General features: G+C 71.8%; 17 protein-coding genes. 4 read left to right on the forward strand and 13 right to left on the reverse strand.

The features are described from left to right. The first annotated feature begins 324 nt into the window (after window positions 1–324). A complete protein-coding gene (locus MMF94_RS10280; protein ID WP_241036104.1) occupies window positions 325–801 on the forward strand; it encodes a DnaJ family domain-containing protein in 477 nt (158 codons plus the stop codon). 3 nt (window positions 802–804) lie between these two features. Here the strand turns inward: MMF94_RS10280 and MMF94_RS10285 are convergent, their stop codons facing one another. From MMF94_RS10285 to MMF94_RS10300, 4 genes are read right to left on the reverse strand one after another with little or no spacing between them, the layout of a single operon-like run. After that, the gene (locus MMF94_RS10285) at window positions 805–1,734 is read right to left on the reverse strand and encodes an EamA family transporter (RefSeq protein ID WP_241036105.1); all 930 of its coding nucleotides are present in this window, start codon (window positions 1,732–1,734) and stop codon (window positions 805–807) included. 29 nt (window positions 1,735–1,763) lie between these two features. Next, complete coding sequence (locus MMF94_RS10290; RefSeq protein WP_241036106.1) at window positions 1,764–2,201, reverse strand: GlcG/HbpS family heme-binding protein; 438 nt, start codon at window positions 2,199–2,201, stop codon at window positions 1,764–1,766. A gap of 40 nt (window positions 2,202–2,241) precedes the next feature. Further along, window positions 2,242–2,661: a nitroreductase family deazaflavin-dependent oxidoreductase gene (locus tag MMF94_RS10295; protein ID WP_241036107.1), complete on the reverse strand. Its 420-nt coding sequence runs from the start codon at window positions 2,659–2,661 to the stop codon at window positions 2,242–2,244. Window positions 2,662–2,681: 20 nt separating this feature from the next. Further along, window positions 2,682–3,395, reverse strand: a complete 714-nt coding sequence (locus MMF94_RS10300) for a M50 family metallopeptidase (protein ID WP_241036108.1) — start codon at window positions 3,393–3,395, stop codon at window positions 2,682–2,684. Between the two features lie 93 nt (window positions 3,396–3,488). On the opposite strand from MMF94_RS10300, the gene MMF94_RS10305 reads away from it, so the two are divergent. Then, a complete protein-coding gene (locus MMF94_RS10305; protein ID WP_241036109.1) occupies window positions 3,489–4,394 on the forward strand; it encodes a helix-turn-helix domain-containing protein in 906 nt (301 codons plus the stop codon). A gap of 60 nt (window positions 4,395–4,454) precedes the next feature. On the opposite strand, the gene MMF94_RS10310 is transcribed toward MMF94_RS10305, so the two are convergent. The 6 genes from MMF94_RS10310 to MMF94_RS10335 form a co-directional block, all read right to left on the reverse strand. Further along, entirely contained in the window at window positions 4,455–5,090 is a 636-nt protein-coding gene (locus MMF94_RS10310) for a LysE family translocator (protein WP_241036110.1), read from the reverse strand. 60 nt (window positions 5,091–5,150) lie between these two features. After that, window positions 5,151–8,150, reverse strand: a complete 3,000-nt coding sequence (locus MMF94_RS10315) for a bifunctional [glutamine synthetase] adenylyltransferase/[glutamine synthetase]-adenylyl-L-tyrosine phosphorylase (RefSeq protein WP_241036111.1) — start codon at window positions 8,148–8,150, stop codon at window positions 5,151–5,153. 82 nt (window positions 8,151–8,232) lie between these two features. After that, window positions 8,233–9,072, reverse strand: coding sequence for a GNAT family N-acetyltransferase (locus MMF94_RS10320; RefSeq protein ID WP_241036112.1), 840 nt, complete (start codon window positions 9,070–9,072; stop codon window positions 8,233–8,235). Window positions 9,073–9,121: 49 nt separating this feature from the next. Continuing rightward, a complete protein-coding gene (gene glnA / locus MMF94_RS10325; RefSeq protein ID WP_241036113.1) occupies window positions 9,122–10,465 on the reverse strand; it encodes a type I glutamate--ammonia ligase in 1,344 nt (447 codons plus the stop codon). 11 nt (window positions 10,466–10,476) lie between these two features. Further along, window positions 10,477–13,443: a BTAD domain-containing putative transcriptional regulator gene (locus MMF94_RS10330; RefSeq protein WP_241036114.1), complete on the reverse strand. Its 2,967-nt coding sequence runs from the start codon at window positions 13,441–13,443 to the stop codon at window positions 10,477–10,479. Between the two features lie 225 nt (window positions 13,444–13,668). Continuing rightward, entirely contained in the window at window positions 13,669–15,243 is a 1,575-nt protein-coding gene (locus MMF94_RS10335; RefSeq protein WP_241036115.1) for an alpha/beta hydrolase, read from the reverse strand. A 184-nt stretch (window positions 15,244–15,427) separates the two neighbouring features. Here MMF94_RS10335 and panB point away from each other — a divergent pair, with 184 nt between their 5' ends. Continuing rightward, on the forward strand, window positions 15,428–16,324 hold the full coding sequence (gene panB / locus MMF94_RS10340) for a 3-methyl-2-oxobutanoate hydroxymethyltransferase (RefSeq protein ID WP_241036116.1): 897 nt from the start codon (window positions 15,428–15,430) through the stop codon (window positions 16,322–16,324). 292 nt (window positions 16,325–16,616) lie between these two features. Here the strand turns inward: panB and MMF94_RS10345 are convergent, their stop codons facing one another. Further along, window positions 16,617–17,717: a glutamate-cysteine ligase family protein gene (locus MMF94_RS10345; RefSeq protein WP_241036117.1), complete on the reverse strand. Its 1,101-nt coding sequence runs from the start codon at window positions 17,715–17,717 to the stop codon at window positions 16,617–16,619. A gap of 83 nt (window positions 17,718–17,800) precedes the next feature. On the opposite strand from MMF94_RS10345, the gene MMF94_RS10350 reads away from it, so the two are divergent. Next, the gene (locus MMF94_RS10350) at window positions 17,801–18,364 is read left to right on the forward strand and encodes a nitroreductase family protein (RefSeq protein WP_241036118.1); all 564 of its coding nucleotides are present in this window, start codon (window positions 17,801–17,803) and stop codon (window positions 18,362–18,364) included. Between the two features lie 87 nt (window positions 18,365–18,451). Here the strand turns inward: MMF94_RS10350 and MMF94_RS10355 are convergent, their stop codons facing one another. Together MMF94_RS10355 and MMF94_RS10360 are read right to left on the reverse strand one after the other, a co-directional pair. Beyond that, entirely contained in the window at window positions 18,452–19,192 is a 741-nt protein-coding gene (locus MMF94_RS10355; protein WP_241036119.1) for a maleylpyruvate isomerase family mycothiol-dependent enzyme, read from the reverse strand. After that, entirely contained in the window at window positions 19,189–20,019 is an 831-nt protein-coding gene (locus MMF94_RS10360) for a fumarylacetoacetate hydrolase family protein (RefSeq protein ID WP_241036120.1), read from the reverse strand. Before MMF94_RS10360 ends, MMF94_RS10355 begins: the two co-directional genes overlap by 4 nt. Window positions 20,020–20,072: the final 53 nt, after the last annotated feature.

The following is a 20,072-nucleotide window of genomic DNA, read 5'->3' on the forward strand; positions in this document are numbered from 1 at the left end:
TTCGTTGCGATCGGCAGCGCCCCAGGAACACAAGGATGTACGGATCGGAAAATCCGAATGGCCGCACAGTATTCGCTGCTACTGGACCCGGATTCCCAACGGCTCATACGAGAGCCCCGCCGAATAGCGGCCACGCCGAACGCCGGGTTACTGCGACTAACCGCAGTCGTGACACCGTGCGCACGACCTAGAGAAACGAAATTCCGACGGCACAAGAAGCGGGCCACGGACCGGTCCGGACAGCGCGGTTCACGCACGTCGTCGGCCGCTCTCCCGCGGTACGGTCGGGCGGCGACGAGCCTGTCCGAGGGAGGTGGCGCTGTAGTGGATCCCGGAGCGCACCGTCACGAGTCGGTGGTGGACAAGCAGATTCGGCTCGCTCAGGAGCGAGGCGACTTCGACAACCTGCCGGGGAAGGGCAAGCCGCTGGCCGGTATCGGTGATCCGCACGACGAGCTCTGGTGGGTGAAGAACTACCTGAGGCGGGAGGGGTTGACGAGCGAGATGCTGCTGCCGCCGTCGATCCAGCTGCGCAAGGAGCTCGACCGGCTGCCGGAGACGCTTCGCGCTCTGCCGTCCGAGAAGGAGGTGCGGGATGCGGTCGCGGAGCTCAACCTGCGCATCGTCGAGTTCCTCCGCGCCCCGTCAGGGCCCAGGGTGCGGATCGGGCGGGTGAACGCGGACGACGCTGTGCGCCAGTGGCACGCCGGACGCCCCGTCCGCGCTCGTCCCGCCGATCCTGTGGCTCCTGCTCCCCCTCCACGGCCGGCGCCGTGGTGGCGGCGGCTGCTCCCCCGCTGATCGCTACGCCAGGCCGGGTTCCGGCTCGACCAGCGCGACGGTCCGTGCCGTGTTCGTGATCGCCACCCCCGTCAGGATCAGCACGCCGCCCAACGCCTGCAAGGCGGTCGGCACCTGGCCGAGCAGCAGCCAGGACGCGACAGCCGACGCCACCACTTCCAGCAACGCCACCAGCGCACCGCGGGAAGCACCGATCCTGGCGATCGCAGCCACCCCGGTGAGGTAGGCGATCACGGAGGAGACGACGACGAGGAGCCCGGCGGCGACCGGCCACCCGACGTCGACGCCGGCCAGCAGCACGCCGGTGGCCCCGATGTCGACCACCACGGGCAGCACCCCGACGAGCCCGAGCAGTCCCACCACGACCGCACCCACGGTCATCCCCACCCCGGCGAGCACCAGCGGTGGGGTCTCGTTGCCCGCGCGATCGGCCAGCAGGAAGTACGCCGCCTGGCACACCGCCGCAGCGAAACCCCAGGCGAGCCCCTCCCAGCGAAGTCCGATCCCACTCCAGACCTGCACGACCAGTGTCAGTCCGAGCAGGGCGACGGCCGCGCCCAGCACCGTGCGCGGGCCCGGCGGCTGCCCGCGCACCAGCCACACCCAGAGGATCACGAAGACGGGGCCGGTGTACTCCAGCAGCAGCGCGACCGTCACGGGCAGGTACAGCAACGCGTTGAAGAAGGCGACCTGCACACCGGCCATCGCCAGCAGCCCGTACAGCACGAGTGCGCCGCCGTCGGCCCGCACCGCGGCCATCACACCGGGCCGCACGACCGCGAGGATCACGAGCAGGATGACGGCCGCCCCGCCGAGCCGGACGAAGGCCGCCCCGGTGGCTGACCAGCCCGCATCGGTCAACGCCTTGGCGAACGGGCCCGAGAGACCGAAGGTGACCGCCGACACCAGCGCGAGGGCGAGACCCGCCCTCACGTGACGTCGGCCGACGGCTAGACCGGTGCTCAGCCCTCCGCTCCGGTCTCGGACACGAGGCCGGCCGCCGCGATACCCGCGAGGGCAGCAGCCTCGTCGTTGAGCGACGCGTCGCCACTGACACCCACGGCGCCGAGCAGCGTGCCCTGCGCGTCACGGATGAAGACACCACCCGGCACGGAGACGATCTTGCCGCCTGCCAGCGCGACGAGCGAGTTGTAGATGTCCGGGGAGTCCGCGGCGCGCGCGGCGAGCGCACGGTTGTTGATCCCCATGCCGAGGATGCCCCAGGCCTTCGCGGTGGCGAGGTCCGGCCGAAGGTATCCGGAACCGTCCTGGCGACCGAGGGCGACGAGCGCGCCCCCGTTGTCGAGAACGGCCACCGTGAGCGGCTGGAACCCCTGTTCCGTGCCGTGCTCCAGCGCGGCGCGCACGATGGTCTGGGCCTGCTCGAGCGAGATGGTCACTGCTTCCTCCGGGTCGACGACGGTCAGGGCCGATCTTGCCTCAGGACACCCTGGTCAGCCGCAGGACGGGGATCAGCCGCGTCGTCTTCGCCTGGTATTCCCCGAAGCCGGCACGCTCGGCGACGACCTTCGACCAGATCTCGTCGCGCTCGGCCCCGGAGACCTCCTCGGCGCGCACCGGGAACGACTCGGTGCCCACCTCCACGGTGAACTTCGGGTTGGCCTTCACGTTGTGGTACCAGTCCGGGTTGGTCGGCGACCCGCCCTTGGACGCGATGATCACCAGCGTTCCGTCGTCCTGCGGGAAGTAGACCAGCGGCGCCACCCGCTCCGTGCCGGACTTCGCGCCGATGTGATGGATGAGGATCATCGGTGCGCCGTCGAACGGGCCGCCCACACGGCCCTCGTTCGCCCGGAACTCGTCGATGATGCCCTGATTCCAGCTGTTCCAGTCCCTCAACGTGTCTCCTCGCGGCGAGCTCAGAAGAGCAGTACCCAGACCGTGACGACCACGGCCCCACCTGCGAGCAACCAGAACAATCCGGCCCACATTCCGCCCGGAAAGGGCGTAAGCCGGGCGAGCATGTCGGCATCGGAGCTTCCGTGCAAACCGCGCCGCCGGCCACGCTGCAACTCCCGCACCGCGCGGAGCCCACCGAACACCAGGAACCAGCACAGCGCGGCCGCGAACCCGTCCTGCAGGCGGGGTTCACCCCACCCGGCAACCACGGCCACGAGAGCGCCGGTGGCGAGCACGGCGACCGCCCCGTAGAGGTTCCGGACATGGATCAGAGTGGCGGCGAGCAGGCCGAGCGCGATCCACAGCATCAGCGAGGCCTGGTCGGCGGCCACCAGCACGGCGCCACCGACGCCCAGTAGCGACGGCGCGGGGTAGCCGCCGAGGAACGTGAACACCAGGCCGGGACCCCGCCGGGCGCCCGTGGAGACCGTCAGGCCGGAGGTGTCGGGATGCAGCCGGATGCCGGTCAAACCGCGTCCGGCGACGACGGCCGTGAGTGCGTGGCCACCCTCGTGGGCGATGGTGACCACGGTGCGCGTCAACCGCCACAGCACTGACCACGAGACCGCGATGAGCGCCAGGACGGCCGCCAGCAGCACTCCGGGCCGGTCGGTGACGAGCGTGCTGACGGTGTCGATGACGGTCTGCACCGCCGAGGTCGCGTTGTCCCCCACACCTCGAGTCTGGCAGCGGTGACGGACCGGGCGCCGCGACGGCCCGTTAATGACGTTGACCTTCCAGCCGGTGGAGACCCGACGATGAGCCGCATGACCGAGACGACGCTGCTGACGATCGGACAGCTCGCCCGCCGTTCGGGCGTACCGGTCCGCACCATCCGGTTCTGGTCGGACGAGGGCGTGTTGCCCGAGACGGAACGCTCGACCGGCAACTACCGCCGCTACGACGCCCGTGCAGTCGCGCGGCTCGACCTCGTGCGCACGCTGCGCGAGCTCGGCCTCGGCCTCGACGACGTCCGGCTCGTGCTCGAGCGCAGACGCAGCGTCGAGGAGGTGGCCGCGGCGCACGTCCAGGCCATCGACAGCCAGATCCGAACCCTGCGGACGCAACGTGCCGTCTGCACGCTGCTCGCCCGCGGGGACTCCTCCGAAAGAAAGGTGACACTGATGAACGACCTCGCCCGACTGTCCGCCGCCGAACGCCAGCAGCTGATCGACGAGTTCGTCGACAGCGCGTTCGCCGGCACCGACCCCGAAGCCCCGGGCGCGGGCATCGCCGGTGCGATGCGCATCATGCCTGCACAGCTACCCGACGAGCCGTCCACCGAGCAGGTGGAGGCATGGGTGGAGCTCGCCGAGCTCGTCACGGACCCGTCGTTCCGTGCGCGGGTACGGGAGATGGCCACAGCGGGATCCGAGCCGGGCGCCGCCGAGCCGCTGCTCGATCCGGCGGCGGTCATCGAGCACGCAGGCGCGGCGGTCTCGGCCGGCATCGCACCCGGATCGGCGGAAGGCCAGGCCGTCCTGCACCGGCTCATCTCGCCGGAGCTCGACGCGGCGGGCCGCGACGATCTCGCCGACAAGACCGCCACCTTCACCGACCGGCGGGTGGAGCGCTACTGGGGGCTGCTCGGAACGCTCAACGGCTGGGAGCCCCGGCCACCGACGGTGCCGGCGTTCGAGTGGCTGATCGACGCACTCCGCGCCCACCCCTGATGCCCACCCTCCCCGCGAGCCGCCGGCTACTCGCGGGGAGGGATGGGTGACTCGCGAGGGTCAGTCCTTGCGGCCCGTCAGGGCCAGCCCGGCGCCCATCACGATCATCATGAGGCCGCCGATGCCGCCGACGCGGCGCAGGCGGGCGGGTGAGGTGGCGAACCAGGTGCGGGCCGTGCCGGCGGCCAGCCCCCACATGCTGTCGAGCGTGGCGGCGATGCATGCGAACAGCAGGCCGAGCACCAGCATCTGCGAGGTCGGGCTGCCGGCGCCGGAGTCGACGAACTGCGGCAGGACGGCGGCGAAGAAGATCAGCACCTTCGGGTTCGTCACGCCGACCACGACGCCCTGCCAGAACAACCGCCGGTCGGCCGGACCGGCGGCGCCATCGAGGGCAGCCGCGAGGGAGCCGCGGGAACGGATCGTCTGGACGCCGAGGTACACGAGATAGACCGCGCCCATCAGCTTGAGCACGGTGAACACCTCGGCCGACTCCGTGGCGAGGGCCCCGAACCCGAGAGCCACCGCCACGACCACGAGCGAGGCTCCGACGGTGTTGCCCGCGACGCTGGTGAACGCGGCCCGCCGACCGTGGGCGAGCGCGCGGCCGACGATGAAGAGCACGCTCGGGCCGGGGATCACCACCAGCACGATTCCGGCGAGCGCGAAGGTGATGAGGGTCTCCACGGAAGGCACAGCCGCACGCTAACCCGGATGGACCCCCTAGATCACCGTGTTTCGGTCCTACCGGGCGATCTACCAGCCGTAGAACACACGCTCCACCACGGCACGGGCGCGCCGGGTGGTGCGCCGGTAGTCGTCGAGGAAGACACCGGGGTCGCCGTCCGGCGGATAGCCCATGGCAGCGGCCACGGCCGCCAGCTCCCGTCCCGACCGGGGCAGTTGGTCGCCCGGCTTGCCCTTGACCAGCATCACGGCGTTGCGTGCCCGGGTCGCCATCGTCCAGCCGGCGGTGAGCTCCGACGCGTCCTCGGCGGTGAGCAACCCTGCCTCGCGCGCCTCCCGCAGGCCCTCCAGGGTGGAGGTCGTCCGCAGCTCCGGGATGTCGCCCGCGTGCTGCATCTGCAGCAGCTGCACGGTCCACTCGACGTCGGCGAGACCGCCGTGGCCGAGCTTCGTGTGCGTGCTGCGGTCGGCCCCACGGGGGAGCCGCTCGTCGTCGACGCGTGCCTTGATCCGGCGGATCTCGGTGACGGTGGCCGCGTCGATCCCGACAGCCGGGTACCGGATCGGGTCGACCATGTGCAGGAACCGCCTGCCCAGATCGGCATCGCCTGCCACGACGGTGGCCCGGAGCAGGGCCTGCGCCTCCCAGGCCTGCGACCAGCGGGAGTAGTACTCACGGTAGGACCCGATGGTCCGCACGAGCGGTCCGGAACGGCCCTCCGGGCGCAGGTCGGCGTCCACCACGAGTGCGGGGTCGGGGCTCGGTGCAGCGAGGCGCCTGCGGACCGTCTCGGCCACGGTGGTGGAGTAGCGCACCGCGTCGTGGTCCGACGCCCCGCCGACGGGCTCGCACACGAACATCACGTCGGCGTCGCTCGCGTAGCCCAGCTCCGCGCCACCGAGCCGACCCATCCCGATCACCGCGAGGCGGGCAGGCGGCGGCTCGTGGCCGATCGCCCGCTCCACGGACTCCAGCGTGGCCTGCAGCACGGCCACCCACACGGAGGTGAGCGCCGTGCACACCTGCTCGAGATCGAGCACGCCGAGCAGGTCGCCGCATGCCACGCGCAATATCTCGTGCCGCCGCATCGAGCGCGCCGTGGCCGCGGCGCTGTCGGGATCCTGCTGCCGGGCGACGGTGGCGCGCAGTGATCCGGCTACCTCGGCCGGGTCGCGGGCGAGTTCGTCGGCATGTCCCGTGGTTGGCGCGGCGAGCAGGCGCAGCACCTCGGGCGCGCGCACCAGCAGGTCCGGGACCAGCGCGGACGTGCCGAGCAGCCGCATCAGCCGTTCTGCCACGAGCCCCTCGTCGCGCAGGAGGCGCAGGTACCACGGCGTGGTGGCGAGCGCCTCGGACACCCGGCGGTAGGCCAGGAGACCGCGGTCCGGGTCGGGGCTGCGCGCGAGCTCGTCGAGCAGCACCGGCAGCAGGGTGTGCTGGATGGACGCAGCACGCGACACACCCGACGTCAGCGCCCTCAGGTGGCCCAGCGCGCCCTCCGGCGACGCCCAGCCCAGCGCGCCGAGCCGGGCCGCCGCCGCCGCCTCCGACAGCCGCGCAGAGTCGGGCGAGAGCCGGGAGACCGCGGTGAGCAGTGGCCGGTAGAACAGCTTCTCGTGGAGTCTGCGGACGCGCCGCGAGTTGCGCGTCCACTCCGCCACGAGCACGCCGACGACGTCATGGCGCCCGTCCGGACGCAGCCGCGCCGCGCGGGCCAGCCAGCGCAGGCCGTGGGTGTCGTTCTGGGACGGGAGCAGGTGGGTGCGGCGCATCCGCTGCAGCTGCAGCCGGTGTTCGAGCAGGCGCAGGAACCGGTAGGACGCCGCCAGGTTCGCGCCGTCGTCGCGCCCGACGTATCCGCCGTCGGCGAGGGCGGCCAGGGCCTCCAGCGTGGACGGGGAACGCAGCGCCTCATCGGTGCGGCCGTGCACGAGCTGCAGCAGCTGCACCGCGAACTCGACGTCGCGCAGGCCGCCGGGACCCAGCTTGAGCTCACGCTCCGCGTGATCAGGGCGGATGTGCTCCTCCACGCGGCGGCGCATGGCCTGCACATCGGCGACGAAGTCGTCGCGGCCTGCGGCGTTCCACACCATCGGCGCCACCGCCTCGGCGTACGCCGCTCCGAGCTCGGGGTCGCCCGCGACGGGCCGCGCCTTCAGCAGCGCCTGGAACTCCCAGGTCTTGGCCCATCGCTTGTAGTACGACACGTGCCCGTCGAGGGTCCGGACGAGCGCGCCCTGGCGGCCCTCGGGACGCAGGTTCGCGTCGACCTGGAAGCAGGCCTCCCCCGCGATCCGCATCACCCGGCTCGCGAGCCTGGTCTGCGCCTGGTCGGCGGGCTCCGCCACGAACACGACGTCGACGTCACTCACGTAGTTCAGCTCGTGGCCGCCGGTCTTGCCCATCGCGATGATCGCCAGCCGGCCCGGCTCCTCACCCGCCTCCGCGACGGCGACGGCCAGCGCGGCCTGCAGGGCGGCGGCGGCGAGGTCGGCGAGCCGGGCCGCGACGTCCTCCAGGGCGAGCACCGGGAGGTCGGGCTCCCCGACGGCCGCGAGATCGGCGGCGGCCAGCAGGAGCAGCTCGTCGCGGTAGGCGACACGCAGGGCGGCGATCGCCTCCGACCCGGTGAGCGTTGCTGCCGACCCGCCCGGCGAGCCCGCAGGCGGGGCGGCCGGGTCGGCCCCGACGGCGCGGAGCATCGCACCACGCGCGTCGTCGTCGTGGTCGGGCGCGTCGGTGACCAGCCGGTGCCAGCGGTCGGGGTGGGTGACGAGGTGGTCGCCGAGTGCGGAGGAGCTGCCGAGGAGCGCGAACAGCCTGCCGCGCAGGCCCGGGTCGGAGCGCAGTGCCGCGTCGAACTCGTTGCGGTCGGACGCGGCGTGCGCGAGCCGCTCCACGGCACGCAGGGCCAGATCGGGGTCGGGGCTGCGGGCGAGTGCCCACATGACCTCCTCGGCACCGTCGGCCGGCCTGTCGCCGACCCACCAGCCGAGCTCGTCGAGCGTGGCCTCCGCCCACGACTCGGTCAGCCCGAGCCGGGCGAGGGAGGTACCGGTACGCGTCACGGAGCACGATCCTGCCGTAGCCGGAGGCCGCAGTGGAGGACGAGTTCGCCACCGGTTCGGTGGCGGTGCCTGCACGTCCCGATCATCGCTCGAAGCGAAGCTCCAGTGCGTCGTGCAACGGGCGATAGCCGATGCGCGGATAGAGCCGGTTCGTCGTCGGGTTGGCGAGGTCGGTGAACAGCAGCACGTGCTCGGCGCCCTCGTGAAGCGCCCACCGGGACGCTGCGGCCGTCACCGCCGCGGCATATCCGCGGCCGCGGTGCTCGGGCGGGGTGTACACGGGCCCGATCCGCGACATCCCCGCCGTGACCGCGCGCGCCGACGCCTGCGCGACGGGGACACCGTCGACCTCCCAGAGCAGTTCGCCCGTGCCCAGCCGCAGCGAGCGGGCCGCGAGTTCCCGGGGCGAGAGCGCGCTCGTCCACGCGCCCCGGTCGGCCTCGGCGAAGGCGAAACGCCACTCGGCCAGCAGGTCGAGGTCGCCCTCGTTCGCGCTCCGGACGTCGCCGGGCACCCCTGTCGGTGGCACGAGCTCGTCGAGGGTGAACAGCCGGGTGCGCTGCTCCACCAGCACCCTCGCTCCCGTGCGAGCGACGTGCGCAGCGGCGAACGCCTCGGCCACGCCGGTGGGCCCGCTCACTCCGGGCAGATCCTGGTCGGCGGCGGCCAGCGCGTCGTCGACGGCCGCCGCGTGCCCCGGCTGCAGGGCCGAGACGAGGACGGGCCGGCCGGGGGTGCGCAGCGCCGCACCCACGACCTCACCGGCGTCGTGCACCGTCAACAGCGCCGCCGCACGCTCCTGACCGCGGCACATCGCGTCGAGCACGCTGATCTCGATCGTGTGCCGCATCGGGTCGGACCAGAGCAGCGGAAGGGCCGGGCGGGCGAACGCCTGCACGTCGTTGTGAACGACAAGATCCATGCGCGCAGACCCTGCCTCGCCCGCAGCCCGCCTGGCGACTGGTTTGTGGTCAGAGGACGGGCAGGTAGGTACGCAGCTCGTACGGGGTGACCTGGCGCCGGTACCCGTCCCACTCCGCCCGCTTGTTGCGCAGGAAGAAGTCGAACACGTGCTCGCCGAGGATCTCCGCGACCAGCTCCGAGTGCTCCATCGCCACGAGCGCCTCGGTGAGGTTCTGCGGCAGCGACTCGTAGCCCATCGCCCGGCGCTCGGTCTCGGTGAGCGACCAGACGTCGTCCTCGGTGGGCGGCGGGAGCTCGTAACCCTTCTGCACGCCGGTGAGCCCGGCGCCGAGGATCACCGCGAATGACAGGTAAGGGTTGCAGGCGCTGTCGAGCGTGCGGATCTCCACGCGGCGCGTGGACGCCTTGCCCGGGGAGTACATCGGCACCCGCACCAGCGCGGAGCGGTTGGCGTGGCCCCACGACACCGCAGTGGGCGCCTCGCCGCCGGTGATCAGGCGCTTGTAGGAGTTGACCCACTGGTTGGTGACAGCGCTCATCTCCCGGGCGTGCCGAAGCACTCCCGCCACGAACGCGTTGCCCGTCTCGGAGAGCTCGAACGGGTTGTTCGGGTCGTGGAAGGCGTTGCGGTCGCCCTCGAAGAGCGAGAAGTGCGTGTGCATGGCCGAGCCTGCGTGCGCGGAGAAGGGCTTGGGCATGAAGGACGCCCGCACGCCCTGCATGATCGCGACCTCCTTCACGACGTACCGGAACGTCATGATGTTGTCGGCCATCGTGAGCGCGTCGGCGTAGCGGAGGTCGATCTCCTGCTGCCCGGGGCCACCCTCGTGGTGGCTGAACTCCACGGAGATGCCCATCGACTCCAGCGTCTCGATGGCGTTGCGCCGGAAGTGCGGGGCGATGTCGTGGCTGGCCTGGTCGAAGTAGCCGCCGGAGTCGGCGGGCTGGGGCGGCGACCCGTCGTCGGGCAGGTCACGCAACAGGTAGAACTCGATCTCGGGGTGGACGTAGCAGGTGAAGCCCGCCTCGCCCGCCTTGCTCAGGGCCCGCCGCAGCACGTGCCGCGGGTCGGCCCACGACGGGGAGCCGTCGGGCATCGCGATGTCGCAGAACATCCGGGCCGAGTAGTGCTCGCCGGACTGGCTCTCCCACGGCAGCACCTGGAACGTGGAGGGGTCGGGCCGCGCGACCATGTCCGACTCGTACACGCGTGCGAAGCCCTCGATCGCGGACCCGTCGAAGCCGATTCCCTCCGCGAACGCCCCCTCGAGCTCCGCCGGGGCCACGGCCACCGACTTGAGATAGCCGAGCACGTCGGTGAACCAGAGGCGCACGAAGCGGATGTCGCGTTCCTCGAGTGTGCGGAGCACGAACTCCTGCTGGCGGTCCATGGGCGACGAGCCTAGGAACGTCGCGTTACAGGCATGTTTCCTCGCTGCTCAGGGCCTGCTAAGTCCGGTACCCGATCAGCAGCCGGCGCCCGCCGGTTCACTCGTCGTCGCCCTGAGAGCGGGCCGCGTTTCCCGGAGCTCTGCGACGCCCGTGCAGCAAGACGTTCCTCCAGACGGGCGTGGCGGAACTGGTACACGGCTCCCACCTGCCGCAACACGCCACGGCGGTGGGCGTCGTCGAGGAAGCGCATGAGTCGCAACGGGGTGCTGCCCCGCGCAGCCAGCCAGGCGCGGGTGACGACGGAGGCACCCCAGGCCCGGGCGAGGCACACCGTGAGACCGACCCCGAGACCGAAGACGAGGCCGACCACGAAGGCCGTGACGAGGTCCGGTGCGGACCGGAAGACCAGACCACCGATCGCGGCACCCGCGAGCCCGTAGATCACGGTCCCGACCATCCTCATCAGGAAGTGGCCGAGCAGCGCGGCCGCCACCCCACCGGCGAGGACGAGTGCGAGGTCGAAGCGGCCGTCCAGTACCCCGAGATACCGGGTCTCGCGGGAGAAGGCGAAGGCCATCGCGTAGAAGAGGCCGAGCGACACCGTCAAGGACAACGCGAACCACGCGGCTGCCGCCCGGTCGTTCCGCAACACGCTGGCCGGGCTCGACACCGCCCGCACGTCGACCGGGGTGCCCAGCCAGACGTGCACCCCGATGGACAGCCCGAAGACCACGGCGAGCAGGCCGATCACCGCGAGCGACAACGAATAGCCGAGCCCCAGGCACACCGCGATCACGACGCCGATCAGAAACCTGCGCAGGAACCTGGCGCCGGTGCCCCGCATCCGGAACTCGACGTGCATCGGGCCGGGCCGTCGTCCGACGGCGTGGGCCAGGCAGCCGGCCAGTACGAACGACAGGCCGTAGATCGTCCCGACCAGGGGGCCGCCGGCGAGCCAGCCGCTGAGAGCGAACAGCAGGGCAGGCGGCAGACCGAGGAACAGGCTGCTGACCAGGCTCGGAACCGACCGGTCGAGCAGCCACCACGCGAGGTTGCGGGCAGGCAGCCGGTGCACGTGCTGGGCGAGGAACATGAGCCACCGCTCGGCCTGCCGCGGGTCGTAGCTGTGCCCGGACGCCGGGCTTCGGTGCTGCGCGGGTGGAGCTGGCGCTTGCCGGTAGACGGCGGGCAGGTAGGCGTCCAGGAGGTGGCCTTCGATCGCGCCCCGGTCGGGGAACCGGGTGGGATCGCAGAGATCAGCGGGGTTCGAACCGGGATGTGCGTAGGCGGTTCTCGCCAGGTCCACCATCAATGGGGTGCGGAGTGCCTGTGCCGACGGACCGTCCGGGTTGCGGCGCAGGTGGTCCACGAGGGGCTCCCAGCGGGTCTCACCGAGCCTCCTGCGGGCGGTGAGGAACGCGATGGCGTCCTCGACGACCACCGGTTCGATCTCGACGACGGCCGCGCTGGCCAGCATCGATCCCGCCTGGTTCACGGCGAACTCGTAGTCGGTGCTGCGACACGTCACCACCAGTGGACGCCCGCCCGCCACCGCCCGGTCGAGCGCGTCGATCGCCGCGGCGTGCAACGCGGGAGGTGTCTCGTCGAGGCCGTCGAGCACCGGGATGATCCGGCCCTCGAGAACGAGCCGGGTGGCGGCGTCCGGGCCGTAGGCGGACCGGTTCGCCAGAGCCGGGTACTCCTCGACGAGCCTGCGGGCCAGCCATCGGTGCAGGTGCTCACGGTGGGGGTTCCACGACGCCAGAGGCAGCAGCACCGGGATCGGCTCGCCGGGAAGGGGATCGGCGAGCAGCCCCAGGGTGAACAGGATGGCCATCACCGACTTGCCGGCGCCGGGCTCCCCCAGCACCACCAGCTGTCGCGCGGGGATCTGCCGGAACTGTGCGACCACGTCGCCGAGGCCGCCGCACAGGGTCAGGCGATCGGGCCGGGCGCCGTCCGGCCCGTCACCCAGCACGGCGGACGCGACCGCCGCCACCTGCCGTCCCGTGCCCGACCACCGCACCGGAACCGGTTCGGGCCGGTTCAGCGACCGCATCTCGACCTCGACCGTCCACTGCCGGGAGATCGCCGACGCCAGCTCGCCGACCGCCCTGTCGAGACGGTCGTCGCGCGGGCCCGCGAAGGGCTCCCTCGCGGCAGCGACCGTCTCGGCCGCCGGTGGGCCCGCCTCGCTCCGGGGCGGCTCGAGCTCCCGGGGCGGTTGGGGCTCACCGGCGAGGATGCGTTCGTGCAGCTGGAGAACCTCGCTGCCGGGATCGATGCCGAGCTCGTCGACGAGGCGCGTGCGCAGCTGATGGAAGACGTTCAGCGCGTCCGCCTGGCGCCCGCCCCGGTGCAACGCGAGCATGAGCTGTGCGTGCAGCTTCTCGCGCAGCGGATGCTCCGCGACCAGCTCCATCAGCTCGGCGGCGACGTCCTGGTGCTGCCCCAGCGCGAGCTGCCACTCGATGCACTGCTCGATGGCACCGAGCCGCTGCTCGTTCAGCAACGTGACGCGGTTCGCCAGCACGGAGACGCACAAGCCGTCGAGCACGGAGCCGCCCCAGAGCCCCAGAGCCCCGCGGGCCTCCCGAACGGCCTCCGGGAGCCGGCCCTCCGCGGCGAGCTGCCGGGCGTCGGAGAGACCGCGGGTGAACCGCAGCAGGTCCAGCTGCTCCTCGGTGACTGCGATCCGGTATCCGGGCCCCTCGGTGACGATGACGTTCCCGCCACCCTTACCGCTGCCGCCCAGGCGCTCCCGCAACACCGACACGCAGTTCTGTACCTGCTTGACCGCGGTTGCCGGCGGGTCGTCGTCCCAGACCGCCTCGACCAGTTTCGACAGCGGCACCACCGAGTTGGGCGTCAGCAGCAAGGCCGCGACCACCCGCTGATGTCTGGTGCTCGGCAACGCCACTCTGTCCCCGTCGTTGGTGACCTCGAGTGTTCCGAGCACGCGGAACTGCAACGCCATGCTTCCCCCCGCACGTCCAGCGCGGGGGATGCTACCGGTAGTAGCCGATCGACCACCGTTTGCGCCGAATTCCGCTAGAAGGACAGCGGAAGGACGCGATGATGACGGCGACTGTCACGGTCGGTCAGCCGCGTCCGCCACGAACGGCGCACGGGTGCGGCGGATCGGTGATTGCCAGTCGTGGGGGGTTGTCAATCACCGTTCCGCACGCAGGTACGGCCCCGGTCAGCCAGCGCGGCACACCGTGTCCACCGGAGGCAACGCACCGTCGATCAGGTACTTCGAGACGGCGTCGTCCACGCACGGCACGCCCTGCAGGGCCACCGTGTGCTGCGTGCCCTCGTAGGTGAGCAGGTTCCCGTGCAGCGCCTTCGCGAGGTCCACCCCGGCCTGGTACGGCGTGGCCGGATCCCCCGTCGTCGAGATCACGAGCGTCGCCGGGAGACCCTGCACCTGCGGCACGTGCGGCTGGCTCGTGGGCGGGCTCGGCCAGAAAGCGCACGGGTCGAGTGCCGGCACGATGCCGCGCCCGTCGTTACGGAACGGAGCGGCCTCGTTCGCCCTCCGGATCAGCTCGGCCTGCTGATCCCGGTCGGTGATCCGCTCCTCGTCCACGCAGCTGATGGAGATGAACGCCTCGATGTCGTTGGCGTAGCGGCCGTCGGGGTCGCGGCCGTTGTAGATGTCGGCCAGCCGCAGCAGGATCGTGCCGTCGCCCGACGCCAGCATCGACAGGCCGCGCGAGAGCGCCGGCCACAGCTGGGAGAGGTAGAGGGCCTGGATCGTGCCCGTCACCGCGTCCGGGTAGGACAGCGTGCGGCTGCCGTTCTCGGCCCCCACGGGCTTGTCGATCAGCGGGCGGGTCAGCGCCTGGAACGCCGTGGTCGCCTGGGCGGGATCGGTGCCGAGCGGGCAGTTCGGCTGACGCGCGCAGTCGGCGGCGAACGCGTCGAACGCCTGCTGGAACCCCGCGTTCTGCTTCACGGTGCGATCCACCGTGGTCTCGGTCGGGTCCAGCGCGCCGTCGAGCACGAGCGCCCGCACGTTCTGCGGGAACGCCTCCGCGTAGGCGGATCCGATGCGCGTGCCGTAGGAGAAGCCGAGGTAGGTGAGCTTCTCGTCGCCGAGCGCCGCGCGCAGGATGTCGAGGTCCTTGACGACGTCACGCGTGCCGACGTTCGACAGCACCTCGGGTCCGCCGGACCGCTCGCTGCACCGCTGCGCGTACTGCCGGTTCTCGGCCTCGGTCTGGTCGACCCCCGCGGGCGACGGGTCGACGTCCAGGTCGGCCCGTTCGGCCTCCCATTCCGCGTCGTTCAGGCAGTCGAGGGCGGGCCGGCTCGCGCCCACGCCACGCGGGTCGAACCCGACGAGGTCGAAGCGCTGGTTCAGCGGGCTCTGGGCGACCCGGCTCGACAGCGACGCGGCTGCGCTCGTCCCCGACGCGCCGGGGCCGCCGGGGTTGATGACGAGCGAACCGATCCGCTCCCCGGTCGCCCGTTGCCGCAGAACCGCGATCTGCCCCGTCCGGCCGCCCGGATCGGCGTAGTCGAGCGGCACCTCCAGACGGGCGCACTCGAACTTCGGGTCGGCGAAGGCCTCCCGGTCACTCGCCGACACGGCGAAGTCCGCGCATGGTCCCCAGGAGAGCTGCTGCTCGTAGAAGCGGGCCAGCTGTGCCTGCTGGTCGGGGCCGCCCGGACCGGCCGTGCCGGTCGTCGACTGGGTGCACGCCACCAACAGCAGAGCGGCGCAACACAATGCTGCGACGAATGTGGTCGATCTGATGCGGTCTGACACCGCGCCAGCATGCCAGCGCCGGATCGTCCTGTATCTCCCCCCGCCCGAGCCTCACCCGGCGTCACGCCACCCGCGTGTGAACTCCATCCCAGAGCCGCTGCGGCGGGGCTTCGCAATGTCACGCTTTGTTCACCAGCACGTGACGACCCGGGGACCCCGAGCGGGCCTCGAGGGAGGACGGACGATGATGTCGCAGCAGCCCACCACGCAGATTCCGACCGCCGCCACCTCTGGCGAGGTACAGCCGCCTTACCGCTCGGGACCGGCCGCCACGACCGGCAAGCCGAAGCGGACCCGCGTCCATCACCTGCGTGAGATGAAGGAGCGCGGCGAGCGCTGGCCGATGCTCACCGCCTACGACATGTACTCCGCCGAGATCTTCGACGAGGCAGGCATCCCCGTTCTTCTCGTCGGCGACTCGGCCGCCAACAACGTCTACGGCTACGACAGCACGCTCCCCGTCACCGTCGACGAGCTGATCCCGCTCGTCCGGGCCGTCGTGCGCGGCGCAAACTCCGCGCTCGTGGTGGCCGACCTGCCGTTCGGCAGCTACCAGATCGGCCCGGAACAGGCGCTCACCACCGGCTTCCGCTTCCTGAAGGAGGGTGGCGCGCACGCCGTCAAGCTCGAGGGCGGCGCCCGGTTCGCCCCGCAGGTCGAGGCGCTGGTGGGAGCCGGCATCCCGGTGATGGCCCACCTGGGGTTCACGCCCCAGAGCGAGCACGCGCTCGGCGGGTACCGGATCCAGGGTCGCGGCGAGTCGGGTGAGCGGCTGGTGGACGACGCACTGGCGCTGCAGGCGGCAGGGGCGTTCTCGGTGGTGCTGGAGATGGTGCCCGCGGACGTCGCCAAGCGGGTGACGGCCGAGCTCGTGATCCCGACGATCGGGATCGGCGCCGGCCCGGACACCGACGCCCAGGTGCTCGTCTGGTCGGACATGGCCGGGATGAACCGCGGGCGCAAGCCACGGTTCGTCAAGCAGTACGCCGACCTCGGTGGAGTCCTGCTGGACGCCGCGAGGCGGTTCGGTGACGACGTGCGCGGCGGGGAGTACCCCGACGCTGCGCACTCGTACAGCTGAGACCTCCCGCACGGGCGCGGGGCCCCGCGGCCGCGCCCGTGCGGTGAGCCATTCCGCGGTGACGAGAACGCGAAAGCACGATGAGTTCCGGAGGCGTCGTGGGTCTGAACCCACGTACCCAGGATGGTTCGCGAGTCTCGGTGGGGTGATCCGCGGGCATCCGTACCCAATGCGCGAGTCGCCCGAACGAGTTGCGCGAGTCGCCCGGATGCTCCGGCGACTCAGGCACGAACTTCGGGCGACTCGCGGAGTTCCGCGCAGGTCACGTCAGATCAGGTCAGGGTCGGGTGGTTCACGCACCGGGACGGCGCAGGCCGGCGACGCGCTCGCCGGCCTCGTACCGGGCGAGCATCTCGGCGGCGGGGCTTTCCCGGCCCGCCCAGCGCTCCCGCAGCCGCTCGAGCCGGGCCAGGTCGTCGTCGCGGCCGGCGAGCGCCGCCGCTGCTGCGTCGAGGAGGGCTCCCGTGCCGGCGTGCACGTCGTCGTCGCCCAGCCCGGCCACCGCGACGTGCTGGTGGAGCTCGGCGTCCGGCGTGGTGCGGCGCCCGGGCAGCGTCTCGTCCAGCACGAGCCCCGTGAGCCAGCTCAGCAGCTCCCCGTACAGCTCGAGGTCGGGACAGGCGTCGAAGGCCTTGAACTCGATGCGCCCCACCTCGGCCGCGAGCCGCGCCGGCTGGGTGAGCGACGGGTCGGCCTCCACCTGCTCGTCGCCGTCACCGAGGAACACCAGCACCGCCGGACGCACCCCGGTTCGGATCGCCGTGCGTGCCGAGAGGCCGCCCCAGGGCCCCCCGTCGCGGAACGGTGACGAGAACGACAGCGGCACGAGCCACGGGCTGTAGTAGGTCAGCTTGCGGCCGACGTCGACGAGGGCGGCGGCGGCGAGCGCGGCGCAGGAGAGGTTCAGGTCGGGCCCGTAGGTCGACATGTGCAGGTGGGCGGTGCGCTCCTCCGGCGAGCCGAGCCGGTGGTGGCGCTCCCACTCGTTCAGCGGCGGCTCGATGACGTACTCCGAGCGCACGGGGTTGCACGCGATCACCGTGCTGCGCAGTTGCGAGGCGGCGAGCGCGTCGTCGAGCCGGGCCACGTCCTTCTGGACAGCGCTGACCGCCGCGTCGACGGAGGGGTGGATCCGGGTGCGGATCTCGATGCCCTTGGGGTCGCACCGCACCAGCTGCCCGTCGGTGTCGAACCGCTCGTAGCCCTCCACGTACCAACGCTTGCGCTTGATCCCCTGGTCCCCGATGCGCAGGTCGGGATAGTCGGAGGGGTCCTCCGGGAGTGCGTCGACGACGGCCTGCAGCTCGTCGAACGAGGTGTCGGTGTAGTCGGCGAAGCTGCCATCGAGGTGGAGCAGCGCGCACTCGTGCTCGATTCCGTAGCGGAACTGCACCGGTCGGCCTCCAGGATCTGGGTGGTCCACAAGCGGAAGAAATAAGGCTAGCCTTACAGCAACTCTCGCGGTCGGAGGTGTCGGTGAGCGGTGCGGATCCGCTGTCAGTACTGCGTGATCGGCGATCGAGGGCTGCGCTGGCCTTGCCCGCCCCACCTCGCGAGACGCTACAAGAGATTCTGGTCGCCGCGTGCTCCGCGCCCGACCACGCGCGCCTTCGTCCGTGGCGGTTCATCGTGGTCGAGGAGACGGCACGGGAGGCCCTCGGCGACGCCTTCGCCGCGGCCCACGCCGAGCGCGAGCCGAATGCCGGTGCCGCTGATCTGCGCCGCACACGCGCGAAGGCGCTGCGCGCCCCGTTGATCGTCGTGGTGGTGTCGGCACCGCGGGAGCACCCGAAGGTCCCCTTCTGGGAGCAACGCGCCTCAGCGGCCTGCGTGGCGTACGGCGTCGTGCTCGCCGCCCACGCCCGCGGTGTCGGGGCGATGTGGCGCACCGGGTGGTACGGCGACGCGCCGAAGGTGCGTGCCCACCTCGGGATCGACGACGGCGAAGAGGTGATGGGCTGGGTCTATCTCGGCACACCGGCGGGCGCCGAGCCCGCGCCGCGTCCGGCGGCCGAGCCGCCCGTCACCTGGCTCGGCTGAGCTCCCGCATCAGCCGGCAACGGTTCATACCGGCGACCGGTCGCGGGGAGAACGGATCCTCCCCGCGACCGTGACGGCCTCGCCCTGTCAGAGCCAGCGCGGCAGCGCCGGGAGCTTCCCGCCGTCGATGCAGCACAGCGGCCTGCCCGTGCTGCGGCCGAGCAGCCACGCCACCAGCTCGGGAGCGGGCCCGGTGACGGTCACCGGATCGGGCACGTCGCGGGTGTTCCAGGAACGCTCAGGGGCGACCAGACGCAGGCCGGGGCAGTCGGTCTTCTCCCCCATCATCGACGCCACCTCGGTGAGCAGTTCTGCGAGCATCGGCGCCGGCAGATCGGCGAACGACGCCCCGACGTCGAGGTCGACGGCGTGGATCCACATCTCGCGCGCCCGCATCCAGGGGATCTCGGACGCCGGGATCTCCCGGCCCTGCACGTTCGTGACCCTCGCCGACCACGCCTCGCGCGGCATCTTCCGCACGACCTGGGCCAGCCGGTCCGACGACGTGACGACGTCGTCACGGATCTCGGCGGGCTTACGGGCTGCGCCTGCCTCGATGTCGGCGCTGCGCTGCTCCAGGCTGGCGTAGGCAGGTGTGCGCACGCCGGTGCGGGCCCAGGTGAGCAGGTTGACCATGCCGTCGGCGCTGCGGGCGAGGTGCGTCAGCACATGCGCCCGGCTCCAACCCGGCAGGGCCGACGGCGCCGCGAAGGCGTCGTCGCCCATCCGCGTCATCAGCCCACGTAGGTGCGCTGCGCCGTCGGCCGCCCACGCGAGGCTGTTGGTCAGCGACCGCGGGCTCGTGCCGATGTTGGCCGGACTGGTCATGGCATCGGCTCGAGGCGGCACGTGTTGCGGCACTCGCCGACCCCGGCCACCGTGGTGACGACCTTCGCACCGTCGGTCAGGTAGCGCGGAGGCTTGCGGGCGTGGCCGACACCGCCGGGCGTGCCGGTGGCGATCACGTCGCCGGGGTTCAGCGTCATGATCGTGGACAGGTAGACCACGAGATCCACGGGGTTGAACACGAGCTCGGCGGTGCTGGAGCTCTGCAGCGTCTCCCCGTCGACGACGGTGGTGACCTCCAGGCCGCCGTCCGGCACCTCGTCGGGCGTGACCAGCCAGGGGCCCAGCGGCGTGGTCTTCTCGAAGGTCTTGCCCTGCAGGAACTGCGAGGTGCGGCTCTGGTAGTCGCGCACGCTCACGTCGTTGAGCACCGTGTAGCCCGCGATCGCCGCCTCGGCCTGCTCAGGCGTCGCGTGCCGGACCGGACGGCCGATCACGACGGTGAACTCGACCTCCCAGTCGATCTTCTCCGACACCCTCGGCAGCACGATGTCGTCGTAGGCACCGACCAGCGACGGAGCGTACTTCGCGAACAGGGTGGGGTAGTCGGGCATCTCGTGGCCCATCTCCCGCACGTGGTCGCGGTAGTTCAGCCCGACGCAGATGATCTTCTCGGGGGACGGCACCAGCGGCGCGTAGTCCAGGCCCTCCAGAGGGTGCGACGGGCCTGCCGCGTTGGCCGCATGCGCAGCCCAGTCGGGGCGCTCCAGCAGCGCCCGCACATCGGCCTCGCCCGTCTCGACGGCTGCAGTGGCATCCACCCGGACCGCGCGGTTCCCGGTCGCCGTGCGGATCGTCGCCAGCCTCATCGCGTCTCCTCACCTGTCGTCACGGTGCGAGTCTCGCCGAGCGCCGCGGCGAC

The organism is Pseudonocardia alaniniphila, assembly GCF_022524485.1.
Classification (GTDB): domain Bacteria; phylum Actinomycetota; class Actinomycetes; order Mycobacteriales; family Pseudonocardiaceae; genus Pseudonocardia; species Pseudonocardia alaniniphila.

What these genes read in the sequence shown, in the direction of transcription:
- panB (WP_241036116.1), top strand. Translation starts at nt 15,428, where the DNA reads ATGATGTCGCAGCAGCCCACCACGCAGATTCCGACCGCCGCCACCTCT.
- MMF94_RS10320 (WP_241036112.1), bottom strand. Translation starts at nt 9,072, where the DNA reads ATGGATCTTGTCGTTCACAACGACGTGCAGGCGTTCGCCCGCCCGGCC.
- MMF94_RS10330 (WP_241036114.1), bottom strand. Translation starts at nt 13,443, where the DNA reads ATGGCGTTGCAGTTCCGCGTGCTCGGAACACTCGAGGTCACCAACGAC.
- MMF94_RS10355 (WP_241036119.1), bottom strand. Translation starts at nt 19,192, where the DNA reads ATGACCAGTCCGGCCAACATCGGCACGAGCCCGCGGTCGCTGACCAAC.
- MMF94_RS10360 (WP_241036120.1), bottom strand. Translation starts at nt 20,019, where the DNA reads ATGAGGCTGGCGACGATCCGCACGGCGACCGGGAACCGCGCGGTCCGG.
- glnA (WP_241036113.1), bottom strand. Translation starts at nt 10,465, where the DNA reads ATGGACCGCCAGCAGGAGTTCGTGCTCCGCACACTCGAGGAACGCGAC.
- MMF94_RS10305 (WP_241036109.1), top strand. Translation starts at nt 3,489, where the DNA reads ATGACCGAGACGACGCTGCTGACGATCGGACAGCTCGCCCGCCGTTCG.